This is a genomic window from Planotetraspora sp. GP83 (assembly GCF_041262585.1).
Lineage (GTDB): Bacteria > Actinomycetota > Actinomycetes > Streptosporangiales > Streptosporangiaceae > JAOEGB01.
On record NZ_JBGCBZ010000027.1, the window covers coordinates 25,373 to 49,594 of the forward strand.

Annotated in this window: 22 protein-coding genes; 12 read left to right on the top strand and 10 right to left on the bottom strand. The window is 69.6% G+C overall.

All coding sequences use genetic code 11. The annotated features are described in order from the left end of the window. Positions 1-104: 104 nt before the first annotated feature. Together kstD and ABH927_RS29310 are read left to right on the top strand one after the other, a co-directional pair. A complete protein-coding gene (gene kstD, locus ABH927_RS29305; protein WP_370026849.1) occupies positions 105-1,913 on the top strand; it encodes a 3-oxosteroid 1-dehydrogenase in 1,809 nt (602 codons plus the stop codon). Continuing rightward, positions 1,910-2,050, top strand: a complete 141-nt coding sequence (locus tag ABH927_RS29310; protein ID WP_370026851.1) for a hypothetical protein — start codon at positions 1,910-1,912, stop codon at positions 2,048-2,050. Before kstD ends, ABH927_RS29310 begins: the two co-directional genes overlap by 4 nt. Positions 2,051-2,204: 154 nt before the next feature. Here ABH927_RS29310 and ABH927_RS29315 read toward each other — a convergent pair whose 3' ends face one another. Further along, the gene (locus ABH927_RS29315; RefSeq protein ID WP_370026853.1) at positions 2,205-3,722 is read right to left on the bottom strand and encodes an MDR family MFS transporter; all 1,518 of its coding nucleotides are present in this window, start codon (positions 3,720-3,722) and stop codon (positions 2,205-2,207) included. 242 nt (positions 3,723-3,964) lie between these two features. On the opposite strand from ABH927_RS29315, the gene ABH927_RS29320 reads away from it, so the two are divergent. After that, complete coding sequence (locus tag ABH927_RS29320) at positions 3,965-5,203, top strand: MFS transporter (protein ID WP_370026854.1); 1,239 nt, start codon at positions 3,965-3,967, stop codon at positions 5,201-5,203. 83 nt (positions 5,204-5,286) lie between these two features. On the opposite strand, the gene ABH927_RS29325 is transcribed toward ABH927_RS29320, so the two are convergent. Continuing rightward, a complete protein-coding gene (locus tag ABH927_RS29325) occupies positions 5,287-6,006 on the bottom strand; it encodes a fasciclin domain-containing protein (protein ID WP_370026856.1) in 720 nt (239 codons plus the stop codon). A 395-nt stretch (positions 6,007-6,401) separates the two neighbouring features. Here ABH927_RS29325 and ABH927_RS29330 point away from each other — a divergent pair, with 395 nt between their 5' ends. From ABH927_RS29330 to ABH927_RS29340, 3 genes are all read left to right on the top strand, one after another. After that, the gene (locus ABH927_RS29330) at positions 6,402-7,406 is read left to right on the top strand and encodes a hypothetical protein (RefSeq protein WP_370026858.1); all 1,005 of its coding nucleotides are present in this window, start codon (positions 6,402-6,404) and stop codon (positions 7,404-7,406) included. Positions 7,407-7,570: 164 nt separating this feature from the next. Continuing rightward, entirely contained in the window at positions 7,571-10,066 is a 2,496-nt protein-coding gene (locus ABH927_RS29335; protein ID WP_370026860.1) for a beta-propeller fold lactonase family protein, read from the top strand. Between the two features lie 3 nt (positions 10,067-10,069). Continuing rightward, positions 10,070-10,366: a DUF4326 domain-containing protein gene (locus ABH927_RS29340; RefSeq protein ID WP_370026862.1), complete on the top strand. Its 297-nt coding sequence runs from the start codon at positions 10,070-10,072 to the stop codon at positions 10,364-10,366. A 48-nt stretch (positions 10,367-10,414) separates the two neighbouring features. Here the strand turns inward: ABH927_RS29340 and ABH927_RS29345 are convergent, their stop codons facing one another. Next, the gene (locus tag ABH927_RS29345) at positions 10,415-10,657 is read right to left on the bottom strand and encodes a hypothetical protein (protein ID WP_370026863.1); all 243 of its coding nucleotides are present in this window, start codon (positions 10,655-10,657) and stop codon (positions 10,415-10,417) included. 196 nt (positions 10,658-10,853) lie between these two features. On the opposite strand from ABH927_RS29345, the gene ABH927_RS29350 reads away from it, so the two are divergent. After that, positions 10,854-11,048, top strand: a complete 195-nt coding sequence (locus tag ABH927_RS29350) for a DUF5999 family protein (protein WP_261585304.1) — start codon at positions 10,854-10,856, stop codon at positions 11,046-11,048. Continuing rightward, complete coding sequence (locus ABH927_RS29355) at positions 11,045-11,542, top strand: ATP-binding protein (RefSeq protein ID WP_370026865.1); 498 nt, start codon at positions 11,045-11,047, stop codon at positions 11,540-11,542. Before ABH927_RS29350 ends, ABH927_RS29355 begins: the two co-directional genes overlap by 4 nt. Before the next feature lie 181 nt (positions 11,543-11,723). On the opposite strand, the gene ABH927_RS29360 is transcribed toward ABH927_RS29355, so the two are convergent. Beyond that, entirely contained in the window at positions 11,724-14,066 is a 2,343-nt protein-coding gene (locus ABH927_RS29360; RefSeq protein ID WP_370026866.1) for a LuxR C-terminal-related transcriptional regulator, read from the bottom strand. A 129-nt stretch (positions 14,067-14,195) separates the two neighbouring features. On the opposite strand from ABH927_RS29360, the gene ABH927_RS29365 reads away from it, so the two are divergent. Beyond that, entirely contained in the window at positions 14,196-16,547 is a 2,352-nt protein-coding gene (locus ABH927_RS29365) for a LuxR C-terminal-related transcriptional regulator (protein ID WP_370026868.1), read from the top strand. 157 nt (positions 16,548-16,704) lie between these two features. On the opposite strand, the gene ABH927_RS29370 is transcribed toward ABH927_RS29365, so the two are convergent. Next, a complete protein-coding gene (locus tag ABH927_RS29370; RefSeq protein WP_370026870.1) occupies positions 16,705-16,932 on the bottom strand; it encodes a hypothetical protein in 228 nt (75 codons plus the stop codon). Positions 16,933-17,093: 161 nt separating this feature from the next. After that, positions 17,094-17,564: an NUDIX domain-containing protein gene (locus ABH927_RS29375; protein WP_370026872.1), complete on the bottom strand. Its 471-nt coding sequence runs from the start codon at positions 17,562-17,564 to the stop codon at positions 17,094-17,096. A 191-nt stretch (positions 17,565-17,755) separates the two neighbouring features. Between ABH927_RS29375 and ABH927_RS29380 the strand changes: the two genes are divergently transcribed. Further along, positions 17,756-19,996 (top strand): MMPL family transporter, encoded by a 2,241-nt coding sequence (locus ABH927_RS29380; protein WP_370026874.1) that lies wholly within the window; start codon positions 17,756-17,758, stop codon positions 19,994-19,996. 62 nt (positions 19,997-20,058) lie between these two features. Here ABH927_RS29380 and ABH927_RS29385 read toward each other — a convergent pair whose 3' ends face one another. Continuing rightward, positions 20,059-20,937: a hypothetical protein gene (locus tag ABH927_RS29385; protein ID WP_370026876.1), complete on the bottom strand. Its 879-nt coding sequence runs from the start codon at positions 20,935-20,937 to the stop codon at positions 20,059-20,061. 77 nt (positions 20,938-21,014) lie between these two features. Here ABH927_RS29385 and ABH927_RS29390 point away from each other — a divergent pair, with 77 nt between their 5' ends. After that, a complete protein-coding gene (locus tag ABH927_RS29390) occupies positions 21,015-22,238 on the top strand; it encodes a nitrate/nitrite transporter (RefSeq protein ID WP_370026878.1) in 1,224 nt (407 codons plus the stop codon). Between the two features lie 104 nt (positions 22,239-22,342). Here ABH927_RS29390 and ABH927_RS29395 read toward each other — a convergent pair whose 3' ends face one another. The 3 genes from ABH927_RS29395 to ABH927_RS29405 are packed head-to-tail and all read right to left on the bottom strand — an operon-like array spanning position 22,343 to position 23,234. Continuing rightward, positions 22,343-22,714 (bottom strand): PIN domain-containing protein, encoded by a 372-nt coding sequence (locus ABH927_RS29395; RefSeq protein ID WP_370026880.1) that lies wholly within the window; start codon positions 22,712-22,714, stop codon positions 22,343-22,345. Positions 22,715-22,725: 11 nt separating this feature from the next. Further along, complete coding sequence (locus tag ABH927_RS29400; protein ID WP_370026882.1) at positions 22,726-23,013, bottom strand: ribbon-helix-helix domain-containing protein; 288 nt, start codon at positions 23,011-23,013, stop codon at positions 22,726-22,728. 29 nt (positions 23,014-23,042) lie between these two features. Further along, the gene (locus ABH927_RS29405) at positions 23,043-23,234 is read right to left on the bottom strand and encodes a hypothetical protein (protein WP_370026884.1); all 192 of its coding nucleotides are present in this window, start codon (positions 23,232-23,234) and stop codon (positions 23,043-23,045) included. Between the two features lie 44 nt (positions 23,235-23,278). Between ABH927_RS29405 and ABH927_RS29410 the strand changes: the two genes are divergently transcribed. Beyond that, complete coding sequence (locus ABH927_RS29410) at positions 23,279-24,115, top strand: putative RNA methyltransferase (RefSeq protein WP_370026885.1); 837 nt, start codon at positions 23,279-23,281, stop codon at positions 24,113-24,115. The last annotated feature ends 107 nt before the right edge of the window (positions 24,116-24,222 follow it).

A 24,222-nucleotide genomic window follows, 5' to 3' on the forward strand; every position in this document is an offset into this window, starting at 1 on the left:
CCGCGGCGCGGATGCCGTTGACACTTTTACCTACCAAGCGCATGCTCTGCGCGGGTACCAGGCGCGAGGTGCCGTCGCAAGCCTCTCGTCGAAGGGAACTCGCCGTGCCCGCACATCAGAACGCGTCCGCCGCCGATCGGCCTCAGCCGCGCGGCCACAGCCGGAGGCAGGTGCTGCAAGGCGCCGTCACCGCCGGAGCCGGTGTCATGCTCGGCTCCGGTCTGCTGGACCGCGTCGCGTCCGCCGCGTACGCCACCGTGGCGGAGTACGACGTCGTGGTGGTCGGTTCCGGCGCCGCGGGGATGACGGCAGCGCTCACGGCCGCAAAGCGAGGACTGCGGACCGTGGTGATCGAGAAGGCGCCCACCTTCGGCGGTTCGGCGGCCCGGTCGGGAGCCGGGATCTGGATCCCGTGCAACGAGGTCATCCTGGCCGCCGGCGTCCCCGACACCCCCACCAAGGCGGCGGCCTACCTCGCGAGCGTCGTGGGTAGCACGGTGCCCGCCGGCCGGCAGGCGGCCTTCCTCGCCAACGGCCCCGCCATGATCTCCTTCGTCATGAGGACCAGCCCGCTCCGGTTCCGGTGGATGGAGGGCTACTCCGACTACTATCCCGACCTGCCCGGCGGCATGCCGAAGGGGCGGTCCATCGAGCCCGACCAGCTCGACGGCACTGTCCTCGGCGCCGAGCTGGCTCATCTGAACCCGTCGTACATCCCCACTCCGGCCGGGACGGTGGTCTTCAGCGCGGACTACAAGTGGGTCACCCTCGCCGCGGTCAACGCCAAGGGCCTGGCGGTCTCCCTGGAGGGCGTCAGCAGATATACGACGGCCGTGCTGCACGGGGAGAAACCCCTCACGATGGGTCAGGCCCTCGCCGGCGGGCTGCGCGCCGGGCTGCTGTCCGCCAACGTCCCGGTATGGCTGAACACGCCGTTCGTCGACCTGCGATTCGACGGCAGCGGCCGCGTCACCGGGGTCGTCGTCGTGCGGAACGGCACGCAGACGCTGGTCAACGCCACCCGCGGAGTGATCATCGGCTCCGGCGGCTTCGAGCACAACCTCAGCATGCGTACGGAATTCCAGCGGCAGCCCGTCGGCACCGATTGGACGGTCGGCGCCAAGGAGAACACCGGCGACGGCATCCAGGCGGGCCGGCGGGCCGGGGCGGCGCTGGATCTCATGGACGACGCGTGGTGGGGGCCGGCGATCCCGCTGCCGGACGAGCCGTACTTCTGCCTGGCCGAACGCACTCTGCCCGGCGGCATCATGGTCAACGGCGACGGCGTCCGGTTCGTCAACGAGGCCGCGCCGTACAGCGACGTGGTGCATGTGATGTACGACGGCAACACGACCGCGCCGGACATACCGGCATGGCTGGTCGTCGACCAGAACTACCGCAATCGCTATCTCTTCAGGGATGTGGCCCCCACACTGCCGCTGCCCGACGCGTGGTACCAGAGCGGAGCCGTCTACAAGGACTGGACGATCGAGGGGCTGGCGGCGAAGATCGGCGTTCCCCCTGCGGCCCTGCGCGGCACCGTGAGACGCTTCAACGGCTTCGCGCTGACCGGCAAGGACCTCGACTTCCACCGCGGTGACAGCGCGTACGACCACTACTACACCGACCCGGCCGTCATGCCGAACTCCTGCCTCGCCCCGCTGTTGCTGCCGCCCTTCTACGCGTTCAAGATCGTTCCCGGCGATCTGGGCACGAAGGGCGGGATGCGCACGGACGCTCGGGCGCGCGTGCTGCGAGGGGACGGCTCGGTCATCCCGGGGCTGTACGCGGCGGGGAACGCCAGCGGCGCGGTCATGGGCCACAGCTACGCGGGCGCCGGCTCCACCATCGGCCCGGCCATGACCTTCGGCTATGTGGCCGCGAACGACATCGCCGACTCCCCCGGAGCGTGACATCGTCGAATGCCGGGCACAAGGTCCGCGTCCTGGGCGAGAACGGCAAGTGCCTCGCCGGCACGGACGATTGCCGTAGCAAGCGGGTCAACATCGTGATCCAGGGCGGAAAGGTCATCTGGGCGAGCATGTACTAGTGGCCCGTCACTGAACCTCGGACGGAGCAGAACGCGGCGGTCGGCGCCTACGTGCGCCGGCGCAACGCCCAAGCCCAGCCAAAGACCAACTTCGCCGCCAGCTGACCGATCAGGAGCCGGACCAGTTACCCGGCCAAGGTTGCGTGACGAGCCACTAGGTGGTGAGCTGCGCGGTGCGCCGTGGCATGAAGAGGATCGCGGCCACGATGAGCACCGCCACCACGACGAGCGCCTGGAAGACATGGTGGCTCGCCTCGTAGAGCGCCGCACGGATGAAGGACGCCGTGGGCGACTGCGCGGCCGAGCCCTTAGCGCCGAGCACGAGGCTGGTGGCGTCGACGCTGTCGGGCAGCCGGCCGGCCAGCGAGGCCGGCGGGTGGGCGAAGCTGTCGGCCAATGTGGCGTTGGAGATCGCTCCGAAGATCGCCGCCCCGACCGCGCTGCCGATCGAGCGGGAGAACATGTTGGTCGCGGTGACGACGCCCCGGCGCTCCCATCCGACGACGGACTGGATGGCGACCATGGTGGGGCTGGAGGAGAGCCCCAGGCCGACGCCGACGACGAAGCATGCCGCCGCGACCGTCCACACGTGCGTGTGCCGGGTGAGCAGCGCCCCGAGGACGGCGCCCACCACGACGAGGGCGCTGCCGATGACGGCCGTGTCCCGGAAGCCGATGCGCATGTAAAGGCGGCCCGAGAAGGTCGCCGCGAGGGGCCACCCGATGGTGAGCGCCGCCAGGGCGAAGCCGGCGACCAGGGCGCCCGTGCCGAGGACGCCCTCCACGAAGGTCGGCACGTACGAGCTGAGGCCGATCATGAGCGCGCCCACGCCGAAGCCCACGAAGTTGCCGCCCGTCAGCGTGCGGTGGCGGAACACCCACAGCGGCAGGATGGGCTCGGCCGCCCTGCGCTCCACGACGACGAACGCGGCGACCATGACGAGCCCCGCCGCGAAGATGAGCAGGCTGGGAACCGATGCCCAGCTCCACGCCACCCCGCCTTCGAGCAGGCCGAGGATGAGCAGGGAGGAGCCGGCGGTGAGCAGCGCCGCACCGACGTAGTCGATCCGGGGCGAGCTCCGCGTCACCCGCTCCCTGAAACGCCGGGCGAGCGTCCAGGCGGCGACGGCCCCGAGCGGCAGGTTGATGAAGAAGATCCAGCGCCACGAGAGGTACTCCGAGAAGAGGCCGCCGAGGGCGGGCCCCACCACGGCGGCGACCCCCCACACGCTGGCCACGTAGCCCTGCACCCGCGCCCGCTCCTCGACCGAGTAGAGGTCGCCGACCATCGTGATGCTCATGGGCTGGACGGCCCCGGCCCCGATGCCCTGCAGCGCGCGGAACGCGATGAGCGCCGGCATGCTCCAGGCCACGCCGCACAGCACCGACCCGGCGAGGAACACGGCGATGCCGAAGAACATGACCGGCTTACGCCCGAAGATGTCGGCGAGCTTGCCGTACAGCGGCACCGTCACCGCCTGCGTGAGCAGGTAGATCGAGAACAGCCAGGGGAACTGGGAGAAGCCGCCCAAGTCCCGGACGACGGACGGCACCGCCGTGGCGATGATCGTGCTGTCCAGTGCCACCAGGCCGGTGCAGAGCATGATGGCGGCCAGCACCGGACCGCGCTCCGACCTGAGACCGATGCCCTTCGGGGTCGTTACCGTGGTCACGTCGGAGAAGCTCCCTGTGTTCTCGAAGGCGTGCTGCCGAATGCCTGCCGAACGCCGGCCGTAGGGCGTGCTGCCGAAGGCTTGCGGTCGAGGGCCGGACGGCCCTGGAGGCAGGCCCCGTCCCGGGAGTATGCAACCGTCCGTTACCCCCATTACATTCCCGACTTATGTCCGGACCTGCGCCAATTGAGAGCAGCAGTGCCCCGAAATCCCGGTTGGACCGGTATGGAATGGTATTCGGCGTGACTGAGAGCGTTCGAGAGTTCGTCCGTCGGCATGCCATGGACACCCGGCCACTGGCGACCCCCCACTATCGGCGGCTCCTGTTCGGCCAGACGCTCTCGTTCATCGGCTACCAGCTCACCGCCGTCGCGGTCAGCGCCCAGGTGTACGCGCTGACCCAGTCGTCGCTGTGGGTCGGGCTCCTCGGACCGGTCGCGCTCGTGCCCCTGATCGTCTTCGGCCTGTGGGGCGGCGCGATCGCCGACGCCGTGGACCGCCGCAAGCTGCTCCTCACCAGCTCGCTCATCAGCTGGAGCGCAACGCTGACGCTGCTGCTCAACGCGGTGTTCCTCGACAACGTCTGGCTGCTCATCGCCGCCGTGGCCGTACAGTCCACCGGGGTCGCGATCGCGTCGCCCACCCGCAACGCCATCATCCCGAGGCTGGTCCCGGCGCACCTGGTGCCGTCGGCCAACACGCTCAACTTCACTCTGAGCAGTCTGGGCGCCGTCCTCGGCCCGCTGCTGGGCGGCGTCGTGCTCGCCGGCGGCGGGTACGGCATGGCCTACCTCATCGACGCCGTCCTGTTCAGCGCCAGCCTCTACGCCGCCGTACGGCTGCCGCGGCTCGAACCGCTCGGCGAGGCCGCCGCGCCGGGCCTCCGGGCGGTGGCCGACGGGTTGCGCTACATTATCGCCAGCCCGATCGTGCTGATGTCGTTCGTCGTGGACATCATCGCCATGGCTTTCGCGCTGCCGCGCGCTCTCTATCCCGAGCTCACCGCCACCCGTTTCGGCGGCTCGGCCGTGGCCTTCGGCTGGCTGTCCGCGAGTGTGGCGCTCGGAGCGGTCATCGGGGGCGTGTTCTCCGGGTGGGTGGGCCGGGTCCGCAGGCAGGGCATGGCGCTGATCTTCGTGATCGCGCTGTGGGGGCTCACGGTGGCCGCGGCCGGGCTGGCGTCACAACTCTGGCTCGTCGTCGCCCTGCTCGCGGCGGGCGGCTTCACCGACCTCATCTCGGCCGTGTGGCGGCAGACGATCCTCCAGACGTACGCCCCCGACGACATGCGGGGGCGTCTCCAGGGTGTCTTCTTCGTCGTGGTGGCGGGCGGCCCGAGGCTGGGCGACATCAGAGCGGGAGCGACGGCCGCGGCGTTCGGCCTGGTGCCCGCGTGGGTCGGCGGCGGCCTTCTCTGCGCCCTCACCGTGCTCGTCGTCGGTCTTTCCGTCCCGGCTTTCCGCCGATACCAGCCACGTTAGCCGTACCGGCCGCGGGCGACATACGAAGGGGCGTAAGCCGCGTGTGCGGCTCACGCCCCCATCGTCCGCCCTCGGCTTAGGCTTCAGGACGGCGTCGGCGACGATGTCGGCGACGGCGTCCCCGCCGTGGGCTTCAGGACGGTGTCGACGATGTAGACGGTGGCGTTGCGGGTGCGCAGCCCTCCGCAGACCACGGTGGCGTCGTTGACCTTGAAGGTCTCACCTGAGCGGCTCGTGGTGATCGTGCCGCCCTGCAGAGTGGTGAAGCTGCCGTGCTCCAGGTCGGCCGGCGTCTTCCGGCCCTTGACCACATGATTGGCCAGGATGGTGCTCAGAGCCTGCCTGTCGGCCAGGATCTTGTCGAGCTGATTCTTGGGAATCTTGTTGAAGGCGTCGTTGCTGGGCGCGAAGACCGTGATGTCCTCCGCGGAGTTCAGCGTCTGCACCACACCCGCCTTCTGCGCCGCGGTGGCCAGAGTGGACAGGGTCGGAATGTGCGAGAGGGCGGTGCCCACCGGCTCGTTCGCCAGCTCGGCCGGGCTGCCCGGACCCGAGGACGGCAAGGCGGCGCACCCCGGCCCGACGGGCGACGCGGACTCCGACGCCGTGGCCGTGGGGCTGGTCTCGGGCGACGCCGCACCTGTCGGAGACTCTTCAGCGGTTGGAGTGACTTCGGGCGCGGGACTGACCGTCGCCCGGGCGACGGCCGCGCCGGCTCCACTGCTGTAGGTGCCGGCGCCGTATGCCGTCGTGAACGATACGGCGACCGCCGCGACCGATAGAGCGAGAAGACGATTGTTCATGGCGTCTGTCCCCTTTGCGTGTCCTGATGGTCGGCGGGCACACGGTTAGAAGCAGGGCAAAGCCGGTGACGTCGGTTGATCGGACTCTCCGGCGGCCATGCGCGAAATAGAGCTCCAACCGGCATTCGAACCCCCGCGACCCGGTTGCTGGCGTTGGTCGGATGCCGCGCGCAGGCCCCCCTCCCCGCATCGGATGCGCGGCACACCCACTTGGAGTATTCCCGAGAGTCAAACGTCGCCAACCACAATCCACAGGGGACAGCCCTCAGCCCGTTCACTTGTCTACAGCGGAGATTCGCCAGTCGTTCACCGGAAGTGTCGCACCGCGTCGTCGAACTGCCATGCGGAGGCACTGGGATTCAGCCGTCCGTCGCGTGAGTTCTGGGAGGGCTGGAATGCGCAGAACATTGGCTGTAGCGGCCGTGGGCGCGTTGGTGATGCTGGGCGGGACGCTCACCGCCAACGCCAGTGGCGACTCGAAGCGGGGTGACGACCACGAGGGGTCGAACCGCGCCTACGAGATCGCGCTCATCGGAGACGCGCCGTACGGCGACACCGGGCGAGTTCAGTTCCCCCGGGTGATCGACGAAATCAACGCGAACCACCGCCTGGCGTTCACCGTGTTCGACGGCGACATCAAGAACGGCAGCGAGCGCTGTGACCAACCGCAGTACGACCTGGCCGTGAAGAACTTCGCTTCCTTCCGCCGACCGCTCGTCTACGTCCCCGGCGACAACGAGTGGACCGACTGCGACCGGCCGAGCAACGGGAGCTACGACCCGAACGAGCGCCTCGCCCTCATCCGCCGTACGTTCGCCGCAACCCCCGACTCGCTCGGCCAGCGGACGCTGAAGCTGGAGCGCCAGACCCCCGCCTATCCCGAGAACGTGCGATGGCAGTACGGCGCGGTCACCTACGTCGGCCTCAACATCCCGGGCAGCGACAACAACGCTCCGCAGTTCGACGCGAGCGGCAAGCAGATCGACGGCGACCAGGCGGAGTACACCGCGCGCAACGCGGCCAACCTGGAGTGGCTCGACCGCGGCTTCGCCGCCGCCCGCGAGGCCGGGTCGAAGGCGGTCGTGGTCGTCCTCCAGGCCGACATGTGGACCGACGAGCCGACCGCTCACTTCGCGGACACCAAGCGCAAGCTGGCCCAGCTCTCCATCGCCTTCCCCGGGCAGGTCCTGCTGGTCAACGGCGACACGCACGTCTTCAAGGTCGACAAGCCGCTGACCGACGCGAAGAACCAGGTCATCCAGAACGTCACGCGGGTGCAGACCTTCGGGAGCGCGCAGAACCACTGGGTGAGCGCGGAGATCGACCCGAAGGACCCCGAGGTCTTCACCTTCCACGAGCACATCGTGGCGGCGAACCTGCCGACCTACGTCAGCCCCTGACGTCGGCACCGGCCTCCCAGCGTCACCCCGTTGGAGGTCCCTCCCACCACACGATGCCCCCGAGTACGCCCCCGAGTATCCGCTCCAGGTCAGCTTTGGTTTAACTGGGAGTACGCGGCGGCTCCGGGCGTGTAGCGTCCGGCGGTGGTCAGGAGGGACCACCCATGAAGAGTGCCAGGCAACGGCTCATCACCCTGGTCGCGGCCGCCGTCATGCTGGTCGGCGGCGGCGTCGCGTACGGCGTCGTGAGCGGGAACGTGGGTCCGCAGGGCGACGGCACCGCCGTCACCCCCGTCGGCTTCCGCGTCACCCCGGCGGGCGTCCAGGTCGGCCTGGACGTGCTGCCGCTCGCCTCGGCGCTCTCGCCCGACGGCTCCACCCTGCTGGTGACCAACAACGGCCAGGGCGCCCAGTCGCTCCAGCTCATCGACACCGCGACGAGCAAGGTCACGCAGACCCTGTCGTACGACACGCCCGAAGCGCTGTACGTGGGCGTGGCCTGGAGCCCTGACGGCACCCGCGCGTACGCCAGCGCCGGGGGCAACAACAAGATCCGCGTGTTCACCGTGTCGGCGGGGCGGCTCACGGAGACGGATTCCCTGGAGCTGCCCGCCCGGAGCCCGGCCGGAAAGAAGATCAACATGTTCCCGGCCGGGCTGGCCGTCTCGCCCGACGGCACAACGCTCTACGTCGCGGACCAGCTCGCGGACGCCTTCTCCGTCATCGACGTCGCGACCGGCTCCGTCACATCGACGGCTGTGGGGCACAACCCCTACGGCGTCACGCTGTCGAGGGACGGCGCCACGGCGTACGTTACCAACCAGGGCGACACGACGGTCAGCGTGGTCGACGTAGGCCAGGGCGGACCGGGCGGACCGGTCGTGACGGCCACCGTCCAGGTCGGCACGCATCCGAACAAGGCCGTGCTCGACCGGTCCGGGGAGCGGCTCTACGTCGCGGCGGCCGACAGCGACGAGGTCGACGTGATCGACACGGTGAAGAACCAGATGGAGAGCCGAATCGACGTCCGGCCTCACCGTGGGGCCGAGATCGGCGGTAATCCGGTCGCCGTCGCCCTCTCCGGCGACGAGCGGATGCTCTACGTCGCCAACTCGGGCAACAACGACGTGGCCGTGATCGACGTACGGCAGGGCCGGGTGCTCGGCCTCATCCCCACAGGTTGGTATCCCACGTCGATCCAGGTCATCGGCGACCGGCTGCTCGTCACCAACGCCAAGGGGCTCGGGGCCGGGCCGAACGACGGCCCCGGGCACCCGGATCCCCACGCCTCGACCTCTCCTGACCAGTACATCGGATCGATGATCAAGGGAACGCTGTCGCTCATCCCCGGAGTGACGGACCCGGCCCGGCTCGCCGCGTGGTCACGGCAGGTCGCCGCCAACAACGGGAGCTCCGGCAACGGGAGGTCGGACAGCGGGAGAACGCGCGCCTCCGCTCCCAGCGCCGTCATCCCCCTTCACCCCGGAGGGCCGACGCCGATCAAGCACGTCATCTACGTCGTCCGGGAGAACCGCACCTATGACCAGGTCCTGGGGAGCCTGGGCAAGGGGAACGGCGATCCCGGCCTCAACCTCTTCGGGGAGTCGTCCGCCCCGAACACCCGCGAGCTGGCCCGCCGGTTCGTGACGCTCGACAACTTCTACGCCGACGCGGAGATCAGCGCCCAGGGCTGGAACTGGTCGACGGCGGCGAATTCCAACGCCTACACCGAGCAGACGTGGCCGGCGGGCTACTCGGAACGGAACCATCCCTACGACTGGGAGGGGGGCAACCCGGCGACGGCTCCCAACCGGGACTATCGGGACGCCTATATCTGGAACCGGCTCTCCGACGCCGGCGTGTCCTACCGGAACTACGGCTTCTACACCTCCAGCAAGGGCGTGACCGACCCGATCGATCCCGACCTGGCGGGCAACACCGACCCGGCCTTCGCGGGGTTCGACATGAAGAAGCCCGATCACTGCGAAGCGGGGACGGGCCGCATGTGCGAGTGGCTCAGGGAGTTCCGCGCCTACGAGGAGAACGGGAACCTCCCGGACGTCGAGCTCGTCCGGCTCGGCAACGATCACACGGCGGCCACGCGCCCCGGCGCGCCGACGCCGGAGGCGTGCGTCGCCGACAACGACTACGCCGTCGGCCAACTGGTGGAGGCGGTGTCGCACTCCCGATACTGGGCCGAAACGGCGATCTTCGTGGTGGAGGACGACGCCCAGAACGGCCCCGACCACATCGACGCCCACCGGACCGTGGCCCTGGTCGTGAGCCCGTACAGCCAGATGGGACGGGTCGACTCGACCTTCTACAGCACGGTGTCGATGTTGCACACCATCGAGCTGATCGCCGGGATCCGGCCGATGACCCAGTTCGACGCCTATGCCACCCCCATGACCGCGTCGTTCACCGGCCGGCCCGACGCCCGGCCGTACGACGCGCTGCTGCCCGCCCAGCCGTTCGACGAGAAGAACCCGGCGGACGCGCCGATGGCGGGCGTCTCGGCGAAGCAGAACCTGACCCACGAGGATCGGATCGACGAGGTGACCTTCAACGAGGCCATCTGGCAGAGCGTGAAGGGACCCGGCTCCCGGATGCCGGCCCCGGTGCACCGCCTCCCCGGGCCCGGCGCCGAGGAGGATGACTGAGCCATGCCGCGCCGAGTGAAGGTCGAGGGAGATCTCTACCACGGGCGCGTCCCGGAGGGCGCGATCTACGTGGGCCGCGCCGCCCCGGGGATGAAGGCCAGCCCGTACCGGAATCCCTTCCCGGTCAAGGAGTACGGCCGGGCCGGAGCCCTGCGGATGTTCGAGGCCTATCTGGACGACCATCCCGAGCTGGTCGAGCGGGCCAGGCGGGAGCTGGCCGGGAAGGACCTGGCCTGCTGGTGCGCGCCGGACCAGCTGTGCCACGCCGACGTCTGGCTGGAGATCGTCGCCACTGACTGAGCCAGGTGTCAGCGGTCGCGATCTTCGGGCTCATGCCGTCGGCTCTAGTCAGCAGGGTCCGGGGGCGGCGGCGGAGACCTCCAGGTCGGCCCCCTTGAAGGGCGACATGAAGTGCGACAGCAGGTCGACGGCGTAGCTGGGCACCTGGCCGCCGCCAGGCGCGAGGAGGAGACCGTCTTCCGGCCCAGGTCCGCCGTCAGCCTCGCGGGGAGACCGGCCAGGCTCACCACGCCCCGGACGCCGAAGCAGCCGCGGCCCGCCGTACAGAACGGTCCCCTGTCCTTGGCGCATCCGGCGGATCCCGCGGTCGCGGGAGTAGGGATCTACCTCAGCCCCCGCCCGCTGGCCTACCCACTACCTACGTATATGCGAAATGGGTACCGATACGGGGGTTTTCCCCGTGCTGCGTCAGGGGTCGGAGACGACATGATGACGGTGTTACCAAGAAAACCCCATGACACCCGGCGAGGACCAAAGGAACGAAACAATGTGCCAGCACCAGCCTCCGTGCCCGCCCGCGACCGCTTCCGATCGCGAAGCGGCCTGCCTTGTCGCTTTCCACCCGGAGCAGGGATGGGGACTTCTCTGCAACGGCGTGGTGCTCTTCGAGGACACCGGTGAGCTGCTGCCTGACGGAAGCAGCATCCCGGCCCACCGTGGAAACGTGGGGTGTGCGGCATGAGCCAGATGATCATGTCCCGCTCCCTCCCGCTTGAACAGCCGTCGTGGCCGGCGTCCGGCCGATGGAAGGCCGTGCGCCGCCGGCTGGGCACGATGATGGTCCGGCTCACCGAGGGTCCCGGCATCCAGGTGTGGACCTGGCGCCTGCCGACCAGCCTGCGTTCGGTCGCCAGAGCCCGGCGCCTGACCCGCGAGCGGCTGTCCGGCTGGGGGATGGAGAAGGCGACCGACGTCGCCGAGCTCCTCGTCAGCGAGCTGGTGACCAACGCCCTCTGCCACGCGCGCGGGCCGGTCCGGCTGAGTCTGTCCCTCATGGAGGGCATGCTTCGCTGCGAGGTCGAGGACGGCGGGACCGTGCTGCCCCGCCTGTACAACGCCCACGATGACGACGAGGGCGGCCGCGGGCTGTGCCTCCTCGACACGCTGGCCTGCTGCTGGGGCGCCGCCCGCACCATCAACGGCAAGGTCATGTGGTTCGAGCTGCCCGCCGACTAGGAGCACCGGCAATGCGTCAGATCCGCGTCACCAGCCCCCGGCCCCGTCCCCGAACCGGCTCACCCTGACACGCGTACCCCGGCCGGCTGGCCACTGCCGTACTGACCTCACCTGACCCGTGACCCGATCCGGGACCCGCACCGTTACTCTTCGTGGCCTTTATCGTGACTCTTTGTGACACTCACGTGGAGCGGGTGCGCTCGCTGAGCCAGGCGGCGACCTGCGCCCGGGAATTGAAGCCCAGCTTGTTGAGGATGTGCTCGATGTGTCCCTCCGCGGTGCGCTGTGAGATCACCAGCGCCGCCGCGATGTCCTTGTTGCTCAACCCCTGCGCGACCAGCGTGGCGATCTCCGTCTCCCGGCGGGTCAGGGGAGCCAGGCGACCGGCCGACGTGTCCCGCGGCGCGGCACTGGGAGCCTCGTCCTGCAGCGCGTAGGCCACCGCGTCGTCGTACGGCAGGCGGGCCCCGCGCTTGACCGCGGCCCGGAAGGCCTGCTCTCCAAGAGCCTCCAGGACTCTCGACTCGCATTCTTTGTGGTAGCAGACCAGATGCCCGAATCCGGACAGCGGGGCGCCGACCGCCCTCCAGACCGTCTCCAGGATCCCCAGAAGCCGGGCCGCCCTCTCGTAGCGCTTCTCACACGCGGCGATCCAGGCCAGCACCTCCAGGTTGACCCCGGCCCCCAGCGGGTCGTCGAGCGAACGGTTGAACCGCAGGCTGGCCTTCTCCAGCTCGGCCGCCCGCGCCGAGTCGCCGACCTTCCAAAGCCCGATGCCGAGCGCCATCTTGGTGTACGCCTGGTGCCAGCCCTCCCCATAGGCCTCGCAGACGGCCAGCGACTCCTCGGCGGCCGCGATGGCCTGAGCGACCTCACCCCGATAGGAGTACGCCAGGGACAGCCGGATGAGCGCGAGGGCCAGGCCGACCGGGTTCCCGTGGGCACGGTGGCCGTCGGCCGCCTCCCGGTAGAGCCTGGTGGCCGACTCGGGATCACCACGGCACATGGCGACCATTCCCGAGTAAAGCGCGACGTAGGCCCGCATGGCGTCATTCCGGAGCCGGTCCGCGACGGTCCCGCTCTCCTCGAGCATCGCGGCGGCCTTGCCGCAGTCGCCCTGAATGAGGGAGAGCCACGCTCCGGCCCACAACGCCCGGCCCCTGACCTCGGTCGGCTCCGTCTCCATGGTCAGACCCAGATCTATCCAGCGACGGCCCTCACCGAGGTAGAAGCCGGTGATCCAGTGGTAACGCAGGTCCACGGCCATGGTCAGCCCGGCACCGGCCTCCCCGGGCTCGCTGAAGCAGTACTCCAGGGCCGTGCGGAGGTTGGCGTGTTCCCGCTGGAGGCGGGAGAACCAGGCCACCTGCTTCGGGCCGAACAGCTCCGCGTGCGCCTCGGCCGACAGCAGGCGGTAGTAGTCGCGGTGCCGCCGCTGCATCACGGCCTCCTGCCCGGAGGCGGCGAGCCGTTCCTTGCCGTACTGCCGGATCGTCTCCAGGAGCCGGTAGCGGACCGTCCCCGGCTGGTCCTCCCTGGCCAGGACCGACTTCTCCACCAGCCCGGTCACCAGGTCGAGGACGGACTGTACGGCGATGCCGTCCCCGGCGCAGACGTTCTCGGCGGCGTCGAGATCGAGGCCGCCCGCGAACACCGACACCCGCTGCCACAGCAGCCGCTCCCTTTCCGTGCACAGCTCGTAGCTCCAGTCGATCAGCGCCCGCAGCGTCCGCTGGCGCGGGAGCGCGGCCCGAGATCCGGCCGTGAGCAGGCGGAACCGGTCTTCCAGCCGTCGCAGCAACTGCTCGACCGACAGCACGCGCAGCCGTACGGCCGCCAGCTCGATCGCGAGGGGGATGCCGTCGAGGCGGCGACAGACCGCCGCCACCGCCTCCCGGTTCGCGTCCGTGACGGCGAAGTCCGGCACCACGGCCACGGCCCGGTCCGTGAACAGCCGCACCGCGTCGCACTCCACCAGCGACTCGGCCGAGACGAGCGAGAGGTACTGGGTCGGAAGCGACAGCGGCGCGAGGCTCAGCGTCTGCTCGCTGGAGATGCCGAGCGCCTGCCTGCTCGTGGCCAGTATCCGCAGGTGCGGCACGGCATGCACGAGCTCATCCGTGAACATCGCGCACTCGATGAGGAGATGCTCGCAGTTGTCCAGCACGATCAGCGCGTGCCTGTCGTTCAGGTAGTCGGCGAGCGCCTCCAGCGGGGACCGGGAGTAGTAGTCCCGGATCTCCAGGGTCTCGGCGACGGTCTGGGCGAGCAGCTTGGGGTTCTCCAGCTCGGCGAGCTCGACCAGCCAGACCCCGTCGGGGAAGATCCGCCGCACCTCGGCCGCGACCCGGAGCGCCAGGCGGGTCTTGCCGACCCCGCCGACACCGGTCAGTGTCACCAGGCGGGAGGCGGCCAGCAGACGCTTGACCTCGGCCAGTTCGTGCCGACGTCCGACGAAACTCGTCACCTCGGCGGGCAGCACGTTCAGCCGCCTCTTCGAGGCCCTCGGTAGCACCGCCGTCATATGCCAAGCCGCCCCGATCCGCATCGCCCGCGCCGAATCGGCACACCCCGATATGGCTCAGGCGTCTCTGAGAGACATTTTAACGATACCCGTTTGACCAGCGACTTTGCCGAGCCTAGCGTTGAGGAGATGGGCGGCACGGCGTTCACTCGGCAGGTCGGCAACCTTCCCGCCGACGTGACGAGCTTCGTCGGCCGAAGGCAGGAGCTCGCCGAGATCAAGCGTCTCCTGGCCGCCTCCCGCCTGGTGACGCTGACCGGTGTCGGCGGGGTCGGCAAGACCCGGCTCGCCCTCCGGGCTGCCTCCGAACAGCACCGGGCGTTCGACGGGGTCTGGCTGATCGATCTCGCCGGTCTCGACGACCCCTCTCTCGTGCCGCAGACGGTCGCGGCCGCCGTGGGGCTGTACGACCAGGCCATGACGAACCCGGTCGAAGCGCTGTCCGAGTTCCTGTCCGCGCGGCGGACCCTGCTCGTGCTGGACAACTGCGAGCACCTGCTGGACGTCTGCGCCGCGCTGGCCAGCCGGCTCCTGCGGATGGCTCCCGAACTGCGGATCCTCGCGACGAGCCGGCAGTCGCTCGGGATCTCCGGCGAGCGCGCCATGCACGTCACGCCGCTCCCCGTGCCGGATTCCGGCCGGTCGCCGCCGACGCCGAAGGAGCTGGAGCGGTACGACGCGATCACCCTCTTCGCCGACCGCGCGGCCGCCGTGCTGCCCGGATTCGTGGTCGACGACCGCAACCAGGAGGCGGTCGCCACGCTGTGCCGGCGGTTGGACGGCATCCCACTGGCGATCGAGCTCGCCGCGGTGCGGCTGCGGGCCCTCTCCGTCAACGCGCTCGTCGAGCGCCTCGGTGATCCGTACCGGTGGCTGACCGGCGGCAGCCGTACGGCGGTGCCGCGACAGCGCACGCTGCACGCGCTGGTGGACTGGAGCTTCCAGCTGATGCCCGCCCCCGAGCAGATGCTGTGGACCCGCATGTCGATCTTCCCCGGGACCTTCGACCTGGACGCCGTGGAGGCGGTGTGCGTGGGCGACGGCATCGAACCGGAGGACGTGCTCGACCTGCTGGACACCGTGGTCGACAAGTCGCTGCTGCAGCGGGAGGAGCACGGCGGCGAGGTCCGCTACCGCATGCTGGAGACGCTGCGCGAGTTCAGCCAGATGCACCTAACCGGGCCGGACGAGCGGCGGACGCTGCTGCGCCGGCACCGGGACTGGTACCGGCGGCTCGTCGAGCAGGCGGCCGCCGAGTGGTTCGGGCCCGAGCAGGCCTCCTGGTTCGCCCGTCTCAAGCTGGATCAGGTCAACCTCAGGGCCGCCATGGAGTTCTGCCTGCGCGAGCCCGGCGAAGCGGAGACGGGGCTCCGGATGGCCGTCGACCTGCACCGGCCGCATTGGCTGCCCAACGCCTCCTTCCTTGAGGGGCGGCACTGGCTCGACCGCATGCTGGCGGCGGCTCCCGAGCCGACCGCGACCCGCGCGGAGGCGCTGTGCGTGGACGCCTGGCTGGCGTTCATGCAGGGCGACGCCGAGGCGGGCCATCTCTTGATCGAGGAGGGCACGGCCTTGGCCGACAAGCTCGGCGACCCGGTCAGCATGGCGCAGGCGTCCTCGGTCTCGGGCAAGGCCGCCTACTACAGCGGCGACCTGGCGCGAGCGACCGCCCTCCTCGACGAGGCCGTCGCACGGCACACCGCCAACGGCGACTGCTTCGGCGTCGTGGCGGCCTCGCTCACCCTCGCGGCGGCCCTCGGCTCCAGCGGCGACGCGGCCCGCGCCACCGCCCTGTTCGAGGAGTGCCTCTCGCTCGCCGCCGACCACGGGGAGAGCTGGTGCCGCGCCTGGGTGCTGACCGTCTTCGCGCTACACGTGTGGCAACTCGGCGAGACATCGCGGGCGACCTCGCTCGCCCGGGAGAGCCTGCTGCTCGGCCATGCGTTCGACGACCGGCTGAACGTGGCGTCGAACATCGAGGCGCTCGCCTGGATCATGGCGAGCGAGGGACGCCACGAGCGCGCGGCCTGCCTGCTCGGCGCCGCGGACGCCGTCGGCGGTACGGTCGGGATCTCCGCGCTGCTGCTGAGGCGGCAGGCCGAGTTCCACGAGAAGTGCGTCGCCGCCCTGCGGGAGGCGATGGGAGACAAGGCGTTCAACCGGGCGAGACAGCACGGCACCCGGTTGACGGTGGAGCGGGCCGTCGCCGAGGCTCTCGGCGACCGGGCGGAGAAGCGCGACAAGCCGGAGAAGCCCGCCGCCGCCGAGCAGCCGCCCTCACCGCTGACCGCCCGGGAGCGGGAGATCGCGGAGCTCATCGCCCAGGGGCTGAGCAACAAGGAGATCGCCACCGCGCTCGTCGTCGCTCAACGTACGGCGGAGGGCCACGTCGAGCACATCCTGGCCAAGCTCGGCTTCACCTCCCGCGCCCAGATCGCCGCGTGGATGACCACCCTGAAAGCCTCCCAGGAAGCCGAGTAACAGCCCGCCCCCGGTCACCGCCAAGCGGCGATCAGTTCGTCCGGGCCGTAGGTCGCGGCTGCCCCCGCGCACGAGACTCCGCCCAATGAAGTCGGTCATGCACCCCTACGATACTTTCGCGGGCGATAGCATCGCCCGCGAAACCATACGTCGCGTGTCAGGGTGATCCGAGCCGTTGCAGCAGCTGGGCGCGTCTGGCTTCCAGGTCCTCGATCAATGCCTCCTGTTGCTCGGCGTTCGTGAGCACGGTGGCGATCTCGGCCGGGTCCGTGGGGGAGTCCCACCGCTCGCCGATCTCCCGCCGGATCTCCGCCACCTCCTCGCGGAGCCGGACCAGGTCCGCTTCGACCTGCTTCAGCTGTTCCCTCAGCTCGGAGTCGTCCATCCCCGTACCGTCCCGTCCCGTCGGAGCCGTTCTTCCACCACATTCCACGGAGACGGAAAACTATTCGGCGAGGTCCACATGCCCTTCGGCGACGTGCCAGTAGTCGCGGGACTCCACCGCCAGGCCGGCCGCATCGAACGCTTCCCGCGTCTCCACGGCCGTCAGGCGGTCGCTTGGCCGATGTACGCGGTGGTGCCGGCAGCGCGGGCGCGCTCGGCCGCGGCGAGCTGGGCCATCAGGTAGGGCGGCATGATCCCGGCGGCCTCGTCGGCGGTGAAGAAGCCGTAGCCGTCAAGTTCCTCGGCCTGGAGGACGACGCTGTCGCCGTCGGCCACCGTGCCGCAGTCGAAGAGGAAGTGCACCAGGGGAATCGGCCGGTCGCCGAGCGGCGGCACCCAGTGGACCACCAGCAGCCGCCCGACCGGCGGCGCCAGCCCGAGCTCCTCCAGCAGCTCACGGCCACAGGCCTCCTCGGGTAACTCTCCCTCGTCCACGTGGCCGCCCGGCCAGCCCCAATGGTCGCGGTAGTTGGGCTTGACCAGCAGGACCCGGCCGGAGGGGTCGGTAATGAACCCGCACGCCCCCGCCACGACCTTGTTCAGCTCGGCGTAGAAGACGTCCGCAGGGATCACGATGGCGTCCGCTCGGTAAAAGGCATGTAACGAGACTAAGGGGGCTCCCCTGATCTCCGGCCGCGGGATGTCCCCTAGATCTCAAGGACGAGGGTTGTACGCCCCTGGCAGTACTCCCAATCCCGTCTGCGCGCCGGATGTCTCGCCCGTGCTCGATTCCTAGCGTTAAAGGAAACGTAAAGGGAGAGAACATGAAGAAGAACTTTGCCGCCTCGGTGGGAGGCTGGAGTGCTCGGCACCGCTGGTGGGCGCTGCTGATCTGGGTCGCCTTCGTCGCCGCCGCGACCTTCGTCGGAAACGCCGTCGGCACGGCGGAGATGAAGAGCTACGAGGGCATGAACGGCGACTCCCGCCAGGCCGGCCAGATCTACGACGAAGCGGCCTTCAAGAACGTGGCCGGCGAGGTCGTGCTGGTCCAGACCCGCTCGGGCGCGCTCACCGTGAAGGACCCGGGCTTCCGCCAGGCCGTCGCCGACGTGAAGAGCGCCGTCGAGGCCACCGGGCAGGTCGAGCACGTGCGCACGCCGTACGACAAGGAACCGTCGCCGGTGACCGAGGACCAGAGGACGACGCTGGTCCAGTTCGACATGAAGGGCGACGGCGGCACCGCCGAGCAGCGTGTGCAGCCGGTGCTCGACGCGGTGGCGAAGGCGCAGAAGGCCCATCCCGACCTGCGGATCGAGGAGGCCGGATCGGCGAGCGCGGACAAGCTGATCGGCGAGGCGATCGACAAGGACTTCGTCCGCGCCGAGCAGTTGTCGCTGCCGATCACCCTTGGCATCCTGCTCGCCGCCTTCGGCGCGCTGCTCGCCGCGCTGGTGCCCGTCGCCCTGGCGATGACGGCGATCTTCTCTGCCACCGGCCTGCTCGCCCTGACGAGCCACCTCCTCCACGTGGACTCGGCGACGAGCAACGTGATGCTGCTGATCGGCCTCGCGGTCGGCGTGGACTATTCGTTGTTCTACATCATGCGGGAGCGGGAGGAGCGGGCGAAGGGCCGTGACAAGCGGCGGGCCATCGAGATCGCGGCGGCGACCTCGGGGCGGGCCGTGCTGATCTCCGGCATCACCGTCATCGTGGCCATGGCCGGGATGTTCCTCACGGGCAACGGCACGTTCATGGGCTTCGCCGAGGGCACGATCCTGGTGGTCCTCACCGCCGTGGTCGGCTCGCTCACCGTGCTTCCCGCGCTGCTCTCGCTCATCGGCGACAAGATCAACGCCCGGGTCATCCACGGCACCGTCCGGGTCCTCACCGGGGGTCGCGTGACCTGGCGGCGCATCCTCGGCGTGCGGGGCGGGCAGAGCCGGGTCTGGGGCGCGATCATGGGGCCGGTCCTGCGCCACCCCGTCGTGTCGGTCGTCCTCGCGGGCGGCCTGCTGATCGGCCTGGCGATCCCCGCATTCGGGCTGAAGACCGGCACGCAGACCATCGACGATCTGCAGGGCGACTACTCCATCGCCGAGACCTTCAAGCGGATCGACAAGGCCTTCCCGGGCGGCAACGACCCCGCGGTGGTCATGGTCAAGGCCGCCGACGTGACGACCCCCCAGTTCACCGCGTCCATCGAGAACTTCAAGCGGCGGGCGCTGGCGACCGGCGAGGCCAACGAGCCCGTCACGGTCACGATCAACCCGGACAAGACGGTGGCGCGGATCGGCATCGGCATCAAGGGCACGGGCACCGACGCGGTCTCCGAGCACGCCATCCACACGCTGCGCGAGAAGGTCATCCCGGCGACGCTGCCCGGCGCTCACGTCACGGGCAGCGCGGCCGGCTCGATGGACTTCAACGACCAGCTCAAGCGGACCCTGCCGCTGGTGTTCGGGTTCGTGCTGCTGCTCGCCTTCGTCCTGCTGCTGATCTCCTTCCGCTCACTGGTCGTGGCGGTCAAGGCCATCCTGCTCAACCTGCTGTCCGTCGCGGCGGCATACGGCGTGCTCGTGCTGGTCTTCCAGAAGGGGTACGGCGAGAGCGTTCTGGGCTTCCACTCCACGGGGACGATCACCAACTGGCTGCCGCTCTTTCTGTTCGTGATCCTCTTCGGCCTCTCGATGGACTACCACGTCTTCATCATCAGCCGGATCCGGGAGGCGTACGACAAGGGCATGACGACCGAGGAGGCTGTCACCTTCGGCATCAGGAGCACGGCGGCCGTGGTCACCAGCGCGGCGCTCATCATGGTGGCGGTGTTCGCGACCTTCGCCACGCTGTCGCTGCTGACCTTCATGCAGATGGGCATCGGGCTGGCGGCCGCCATCCTGATCGACGCGACGATCGTCCGGGCTGTCCTGCTGCCCGCGACCATGAAGCTGCTCGGCGACTGGAACTGGTACCTGCCGCGCTGGCTCGGCTGGCTGCCCCAGCTCTCCCACGGCGACGACGACGCCGAGGACGAGGACGAGGAGCGGATCCCCGTCCTCGTCGGCTGATCGATCACATCAGGTACGGCCCCCGCCTTGCTGGGCGGGGGCCGTTCGCCCATGGCAGGACGCTATGGGAGGACGCCGAGGAGGCCGAGCTTGCGGGCCTTGGCCGGCTCGGCGATCCGCTGGACCTCCACGAGACCGGCGGTCAGGACGACGAGCGTGTTGTGGGCCGCGCCCTTCAGCCGCACCACGAGCCGCCCGTCGGGCAGGTAGAGCGCGCCGATGAGCGTGCCCTTGACCGGCACGGGGACGCTGGCGCCCGTCACGGTGTCGACGATCGAGGGGCGGTACCAGACCGGCCAGGCTCCGTCGCCGCCCGGGTCGTTCGCGCCGAGCCGCTTGACGATCACCTTCCCGCCGTCGGGCGACAGGCTCTGCACGTGGTTGGCGAGCTTGATCCCGGCGGTACGGCGCGACTTGCCGGTGGTGACGTCGAGAAGGTAGACGCCGTCGGTCGTCCCGGCGTATCCGGCCAGGTAGCGGCCGTTCGCCGACCAGGCGAGATGGCACACGCCGTACGTCCTGCCGGCCGTGCGCCGGTTCTTCCCGTCGGCTCCGACGATCGCCACGGGGGCGGTGGCCTCGGTGCCGGTGAGCGGGTAGGCGATCCGGGAGGAGTCGGACGACCAGACCGGCGTCGCACAGGGTGCTCCGGCGACCGCGCCCCGGGCGATCACACGGTCGCCCGCGCTCCCCGTCACGTGGAGGCGTCCCTTGTCGTCGATCCAGGCGACCTTCCTGCCGTCGGGTGAGGCGGAGAACTGGCCGAGGCCACCGGCCGACAGCTTCGAGAAGCCCTTCTCGGGCCGGTAGGTGAAGACGTCGATCGCGTCGCCGTACCGGAAGAAAACGGCTCCCCTGACCGGCTTCGCCGCCGCGTGCGCGGGCGCCGGAATCGAGACAAGGACCGCGGCGACCGCGGCGAGGACCTTCAAGATTCGCATAGCCGTACGATCTACACCGATTACTCCCGCGGCACCAAGTTTGTCGGGAAAAATCCTTTAAAAGTAAACTCGTCGGCATGAGGGCAGCCGCGACATCCATCCGGAAGCCCTTGATCTACTGGACCGCCGGCGTGCTCACCTACATGGTCGCGGTCTTCCACCGTCAGTCCCTCGGCGTCACGGGGATCGACGCGGCGGCCCGCTTCGGAGTCGGGCCCGCCGGGCTGTCCATGTTCGCCATGCTGCAACTGCTCGTCTACGCGGCCATGCAGATCCCGGTCGGCATCCTGGTCGACCGCGTCGGGTCCAAGCGGATGCTCCTCGTGGGGGCCGCGGTGATGGCTCTGGGGCAACTCGTCTTCGCCGTGGCGACCGGCCTCGCGGGAGCCGTCGCCGGGCGCGTTCTCATCGGCTGCGGCGACGCCATGACGTTCATCAGCGTGATCCGGATCGTCAACCTGTGGTTCCCACCCCGCCGCAATCCGGTGATCGTGCAGCTCACGGGCCTGCTCGGCCAGCTCGGCGCGATCGCGTCGGCCGTGCCGCTGATCCACTCCCTTCGGGCGTACGGCTGGACGCCGACCTTCCTGGGGGCCGCCGCGCTCGGGGTTGTCGCGATGCTCATCGTCGCCGTCGGGCTTCGGGAGAGGCGGCCGGAGGGCGGTGCCACCGCCCGCGGCCTGCGGGCGGCGTGGGCGGAACCGGGAACCAGGCTGGGGATGTGGACACACGCCGCGACCCAGTCGTCGGTCGCCGCGTTCACGATCCTGTGGGGCTATCCCTTCCTGGTACAGGGCCAGGGCCTCTCCCCGTCGACGGCCGGGCTGCTGCTGACCACGCTCACGCTGCTGGCCATGATCAGCGGGCCCCTGCTCGGCTACCTCGCCGGGCGGTTCCCCCTGCGGCGGTCATGGATGGTGCTGGCCGTCATCGGCGGCACGGCGGGGGCCTGGACGCTCGTCCTCCTCTGGCCCGCGCCCGCCCCGCTGTGGGTGCTCGTCCTGCTCATGGTCGCGCTGGCGACGAACGGTCCCGGCTCGGTGATCGGGTTCGACTACGCGCGGACCTTCAACCCGTCCGAGCGGATCGGCGTCGCCACCGGAATCGTCAACGGTGGCGGCTTCGTCGCCACGATCTCAGTGATCACGCTCATCGGCGTCTCGATGGACCTTCAGGGGGACTTCCGCTGGGCGTTCGCCGTGCAGTATCCGGTGTGGATCCTGGGGGCCGTCCAGGTGCTCCGCTACCGCACCCGGGCCCACCGCCTCCTCGCCCTCCGCCTCGCCCCCAACAACGCCTGATCGCCAGCCTCCCCGGCTGACTTCGACGTCCACCGCCTCGGTGAAGCCAGGCACCGTGCCGGCAATGTCCTCGAAACGGCTCCGGCTTCCACTGGGAGTGAAGGTCATATCTCCACCAGTGGAAGCTTGGGCTCGAAGGTTCGCAGGTCATCGGGATCGGAGGTGATGACAGGCAACCGATAACGGTGCGCGAGCATCACCACATGTGCGTCGACGAGATCATCCCCGTCCGCGCGCTGACCGAGGTAAGAGCCGATCGCCTTCGCCACAGGGACGGTGATCTCGACCACCTCCACGTCGCTTCGCCTCAGCAGCATCGCCAGCGCTGCCTGCCGGGCGTCACCACGCCATGCCTCCGCAACCGATCCGGCGGAGATCACGAGCTTCCGCTCAGGATCGATGTCGGCCAGAAGCCCGATCATCCGGCGGTTCTTGCCTGGCTTCTCCAGCGCGATCAGGGCGCCGGTGTCGAGCACGAATCCGGGAGTCACGAGAGGTCCTCTCCATCGACGGAAGCGAAGTATTCGCGCGCCTGGTCGGTCGCGGCCTGGGCGCTCTTGATCCAGGCCCGCTCGTCCTCCGTCAGCTCACCCACTTGATCCCGGAGTTCGGACCAGAAGTGCTTTTGTGCCTCCCTCTCCGCCAGGCGCTGAGCGACGAGCTCCGCCATGAAGGCGGACACGGAGGGATACCGCCCCTCCGCGACCAGCCGTTTGGCCTCTTCCGCCTGCTCCGTGGGGAGGGTGACGGTGACCCTCGTGACATGCTCAGCCATAGTCGAGACGCTAGCATACGAAAGTATGCTCAGGGGCGGGGTGAGCGGAGTGGGATGTAGTCGAAGTCGAGGTCGGCGGCGTAGACGGCGCGCTCGCAGCGCGGGCAGCGGAAGAGCACGGGGCCCTCGTCCAGCTCGGTACGGCAGCGCGGGCAACAGCGGCGGGTGCGGGTCATCTCGATCTCCCCCTCGGCGTTCTTCTTCGTATGTTCATTGGACATCCGGCCGCTTGTCGGATTCCTGCAGTCCGCTTGAGGATGGACAAATGCTCGACGACGTCATCGCCTATCTGCTCTGCCCCGTCTGCGGGGGCCGGCCGTCCCTCGCGGAAGGGACGGTCCGCTGCGAGCGCGGCCACAGCTTCGACGTCGCGAGGCAGGGTTACGTCAGCCTGCTGACCGGGTCGGCGGCTCCCGCCACGGCGGACACGCCGTCGATGGTCGCCGCCCGCGCGGACTTCCTCGACGCCGGGCACTACGCCCCCCTGGCCGACCGCCTCGCCGGTCTGTGCGCGGCCGCCTCCGTGGTCGCGGACGCGGGCGCCGGGACCGGCTACTACCTGGCCAGGGCCCTGGGCGTGAGCGGGGGGACGGCCGGCCAGGCCGTGGGGATCGCCCTCGACGTGTCCAAGCACGCGCTCAAGCGGGCGGCCAGGGCGCATCCCCGGATCGGCGCCGTCGTCGCGGACGTCTGGCGGCCCCTGCCCGTCCGGGACGGGTGCGTGGACGTGCTGCTCAACGTCTTCGCGCCGCGCAACGCCGCCGAGTTCGCGCGGATCCTCAGGCCGGGCGGCTCGCTGGTCGTCGTCACGCCGGCCGAGGACCATCTCCACCCGCTCGTGGAGCGGCTCGGTCTGCTCTCCGTGGACGAGGAGAAGGAGCGCCGCCTCGAGGAGACCCTGGGCGGCCGGTTCGCGAAAGCCGTACAGGACGTGGAGGAGATCACGCTGACGCTCGGCCACAAGGCGGTCGGGGCGGTGGTGGGAATGGGGCCGAGCGCCTGGCACACCGGGACGGCCATCGCGGACAAAATTCGCGAGCTTCCCGATCCGGTGCGGGTGCGGGCATCTTTTCGGATTACGCGATGGGTGGTACATAAGTGACCTGAGTGCTACTTGACCGGAAATTCCCCTGCGACATCAACGATTTGTCGGTCATTTTCGATGTCCGCAGGACATACTTGACCGCGACCCCGAGGGCATACAGGGGA

Excerpts from the sequence above, each read along its gene's own strand:
- ABH927_RS29380 (WP_370026874.1), top strand. The coding sequence starts at position 17,756 with ATGAAGAAGAACTTTGCCGCCTCGGTGGGAGGCTGGAGTGCTCGGCAC.
- ABH927_RS29330 (WP_370026858.1), top strand. The coding sequence starts at position 6,402 with ATGCGCAGAACATTGGCTGTAGCGGCCGTGGGCGCGTTGGTGATGCTG.
- ABH927_RS29325 (WP_370026856.1), bottom strand. The coding sequence starts at position 6,006 with ATGAACAATCGTCTTCTCGCTCTATCGGTCGCGGCGGTCGCCGTATCG.
- ABH927_RS29385 (WP_370026876.1), bottom strand. The coding sequence starts at position 20,937 with ATGCGAATCTTGAAGGTCCTCGCCGCGGTCGCCGCGGTCCTTGTCTCG.
- ABH927_RS29335 (WP_370026860.1), top strand. The coding sequence starts at position 7,571 with ATGAAGAGTGCCAGGCAACGGCTCATCACCCTGGTCGCGGCCGCCGTC.
- ABH927_RS29360 (WP_370026866.1), bottom strand. The coding sequence starts at position 14,066 with ATGACGGCGGTGCTACCGAGGGCCTCGAAGAGGCGGCTGAACGTGCTG.
- ABH927_RS29345 (WP_370026863.1), bottom strand. The coding sequence starts at position 10,657 with ATGCGCCAAGGACAGGGGACCGTTCTGTACGGCGGGCCGCGGCTGCTT.
- ABH927_RS29390 (WP_370026878.1), top strand. The coding sequence starts at position 21,015 with ATGAGGGCAGCCGCGACATCCATCCGGAAGCCCTTGATCTACTGGACC.
- ABH927_RS29350 (WP_261585304.1), top strand. The coding sequence starts at position 10,854 with ATGTGCCAGCACCAGCCTCCGTGCCCGCCCGCGACCGCTTCCGATCGC.
- ABH927_RS29400 (WP_370026882.1), bottom strand. The coding sequence starts at position 23,013 with ATGGCTGAGCATGTCACGAGGGTCACCGTCACCCTCCCCACGGAGCAG.
- ABH927_RS29370 (WP_370026870.1), bottom strand. The coding sequence starts at position 16,932 with ATGGACGACTCCGAGCTGAGGGAACAGCTGAAGCAGGTCGAAGCGGAC.
- ABH927_RS29405 (WP_370026884.1), bottom strand. The coding sequence starts at position 23,234 with ATGTCCAATGAACATACGAAGAAGAACGCCGAGGGGGAGATCGAGATG.
- ABH927_RS29410 (WP_370026885.1), top strand. The coding sequence starts at position 23,279 with ATGCTCGACGACGTCATCGCCTATCTGCTCTGCCCCGTCTGCGGGGGC.
- ABH927_RS29355 (WP_370026865.1), top strand. The coding sequence starts at position 11,045 with ATGAGCCAGATGATCATGTCCCGCTCCCTCCCGCTTGAACAGCCGTCG.
- ABH927_RS29365 (WP_370026868.1), top strand. The coding sequence starts at position 14,196 with ATGGGCGGCACGGCGTTCACTCGGCAGGTCGGCAACCTTCCCGCCGAC.
- ABH927_RS29340 (WP_370026862.1), top strand. The coding sequence starts at position 10,070 with ATGCCGCGCCGAGTGAAGGTCGAGGGAGATCTCTACCACGGGCGCGTC.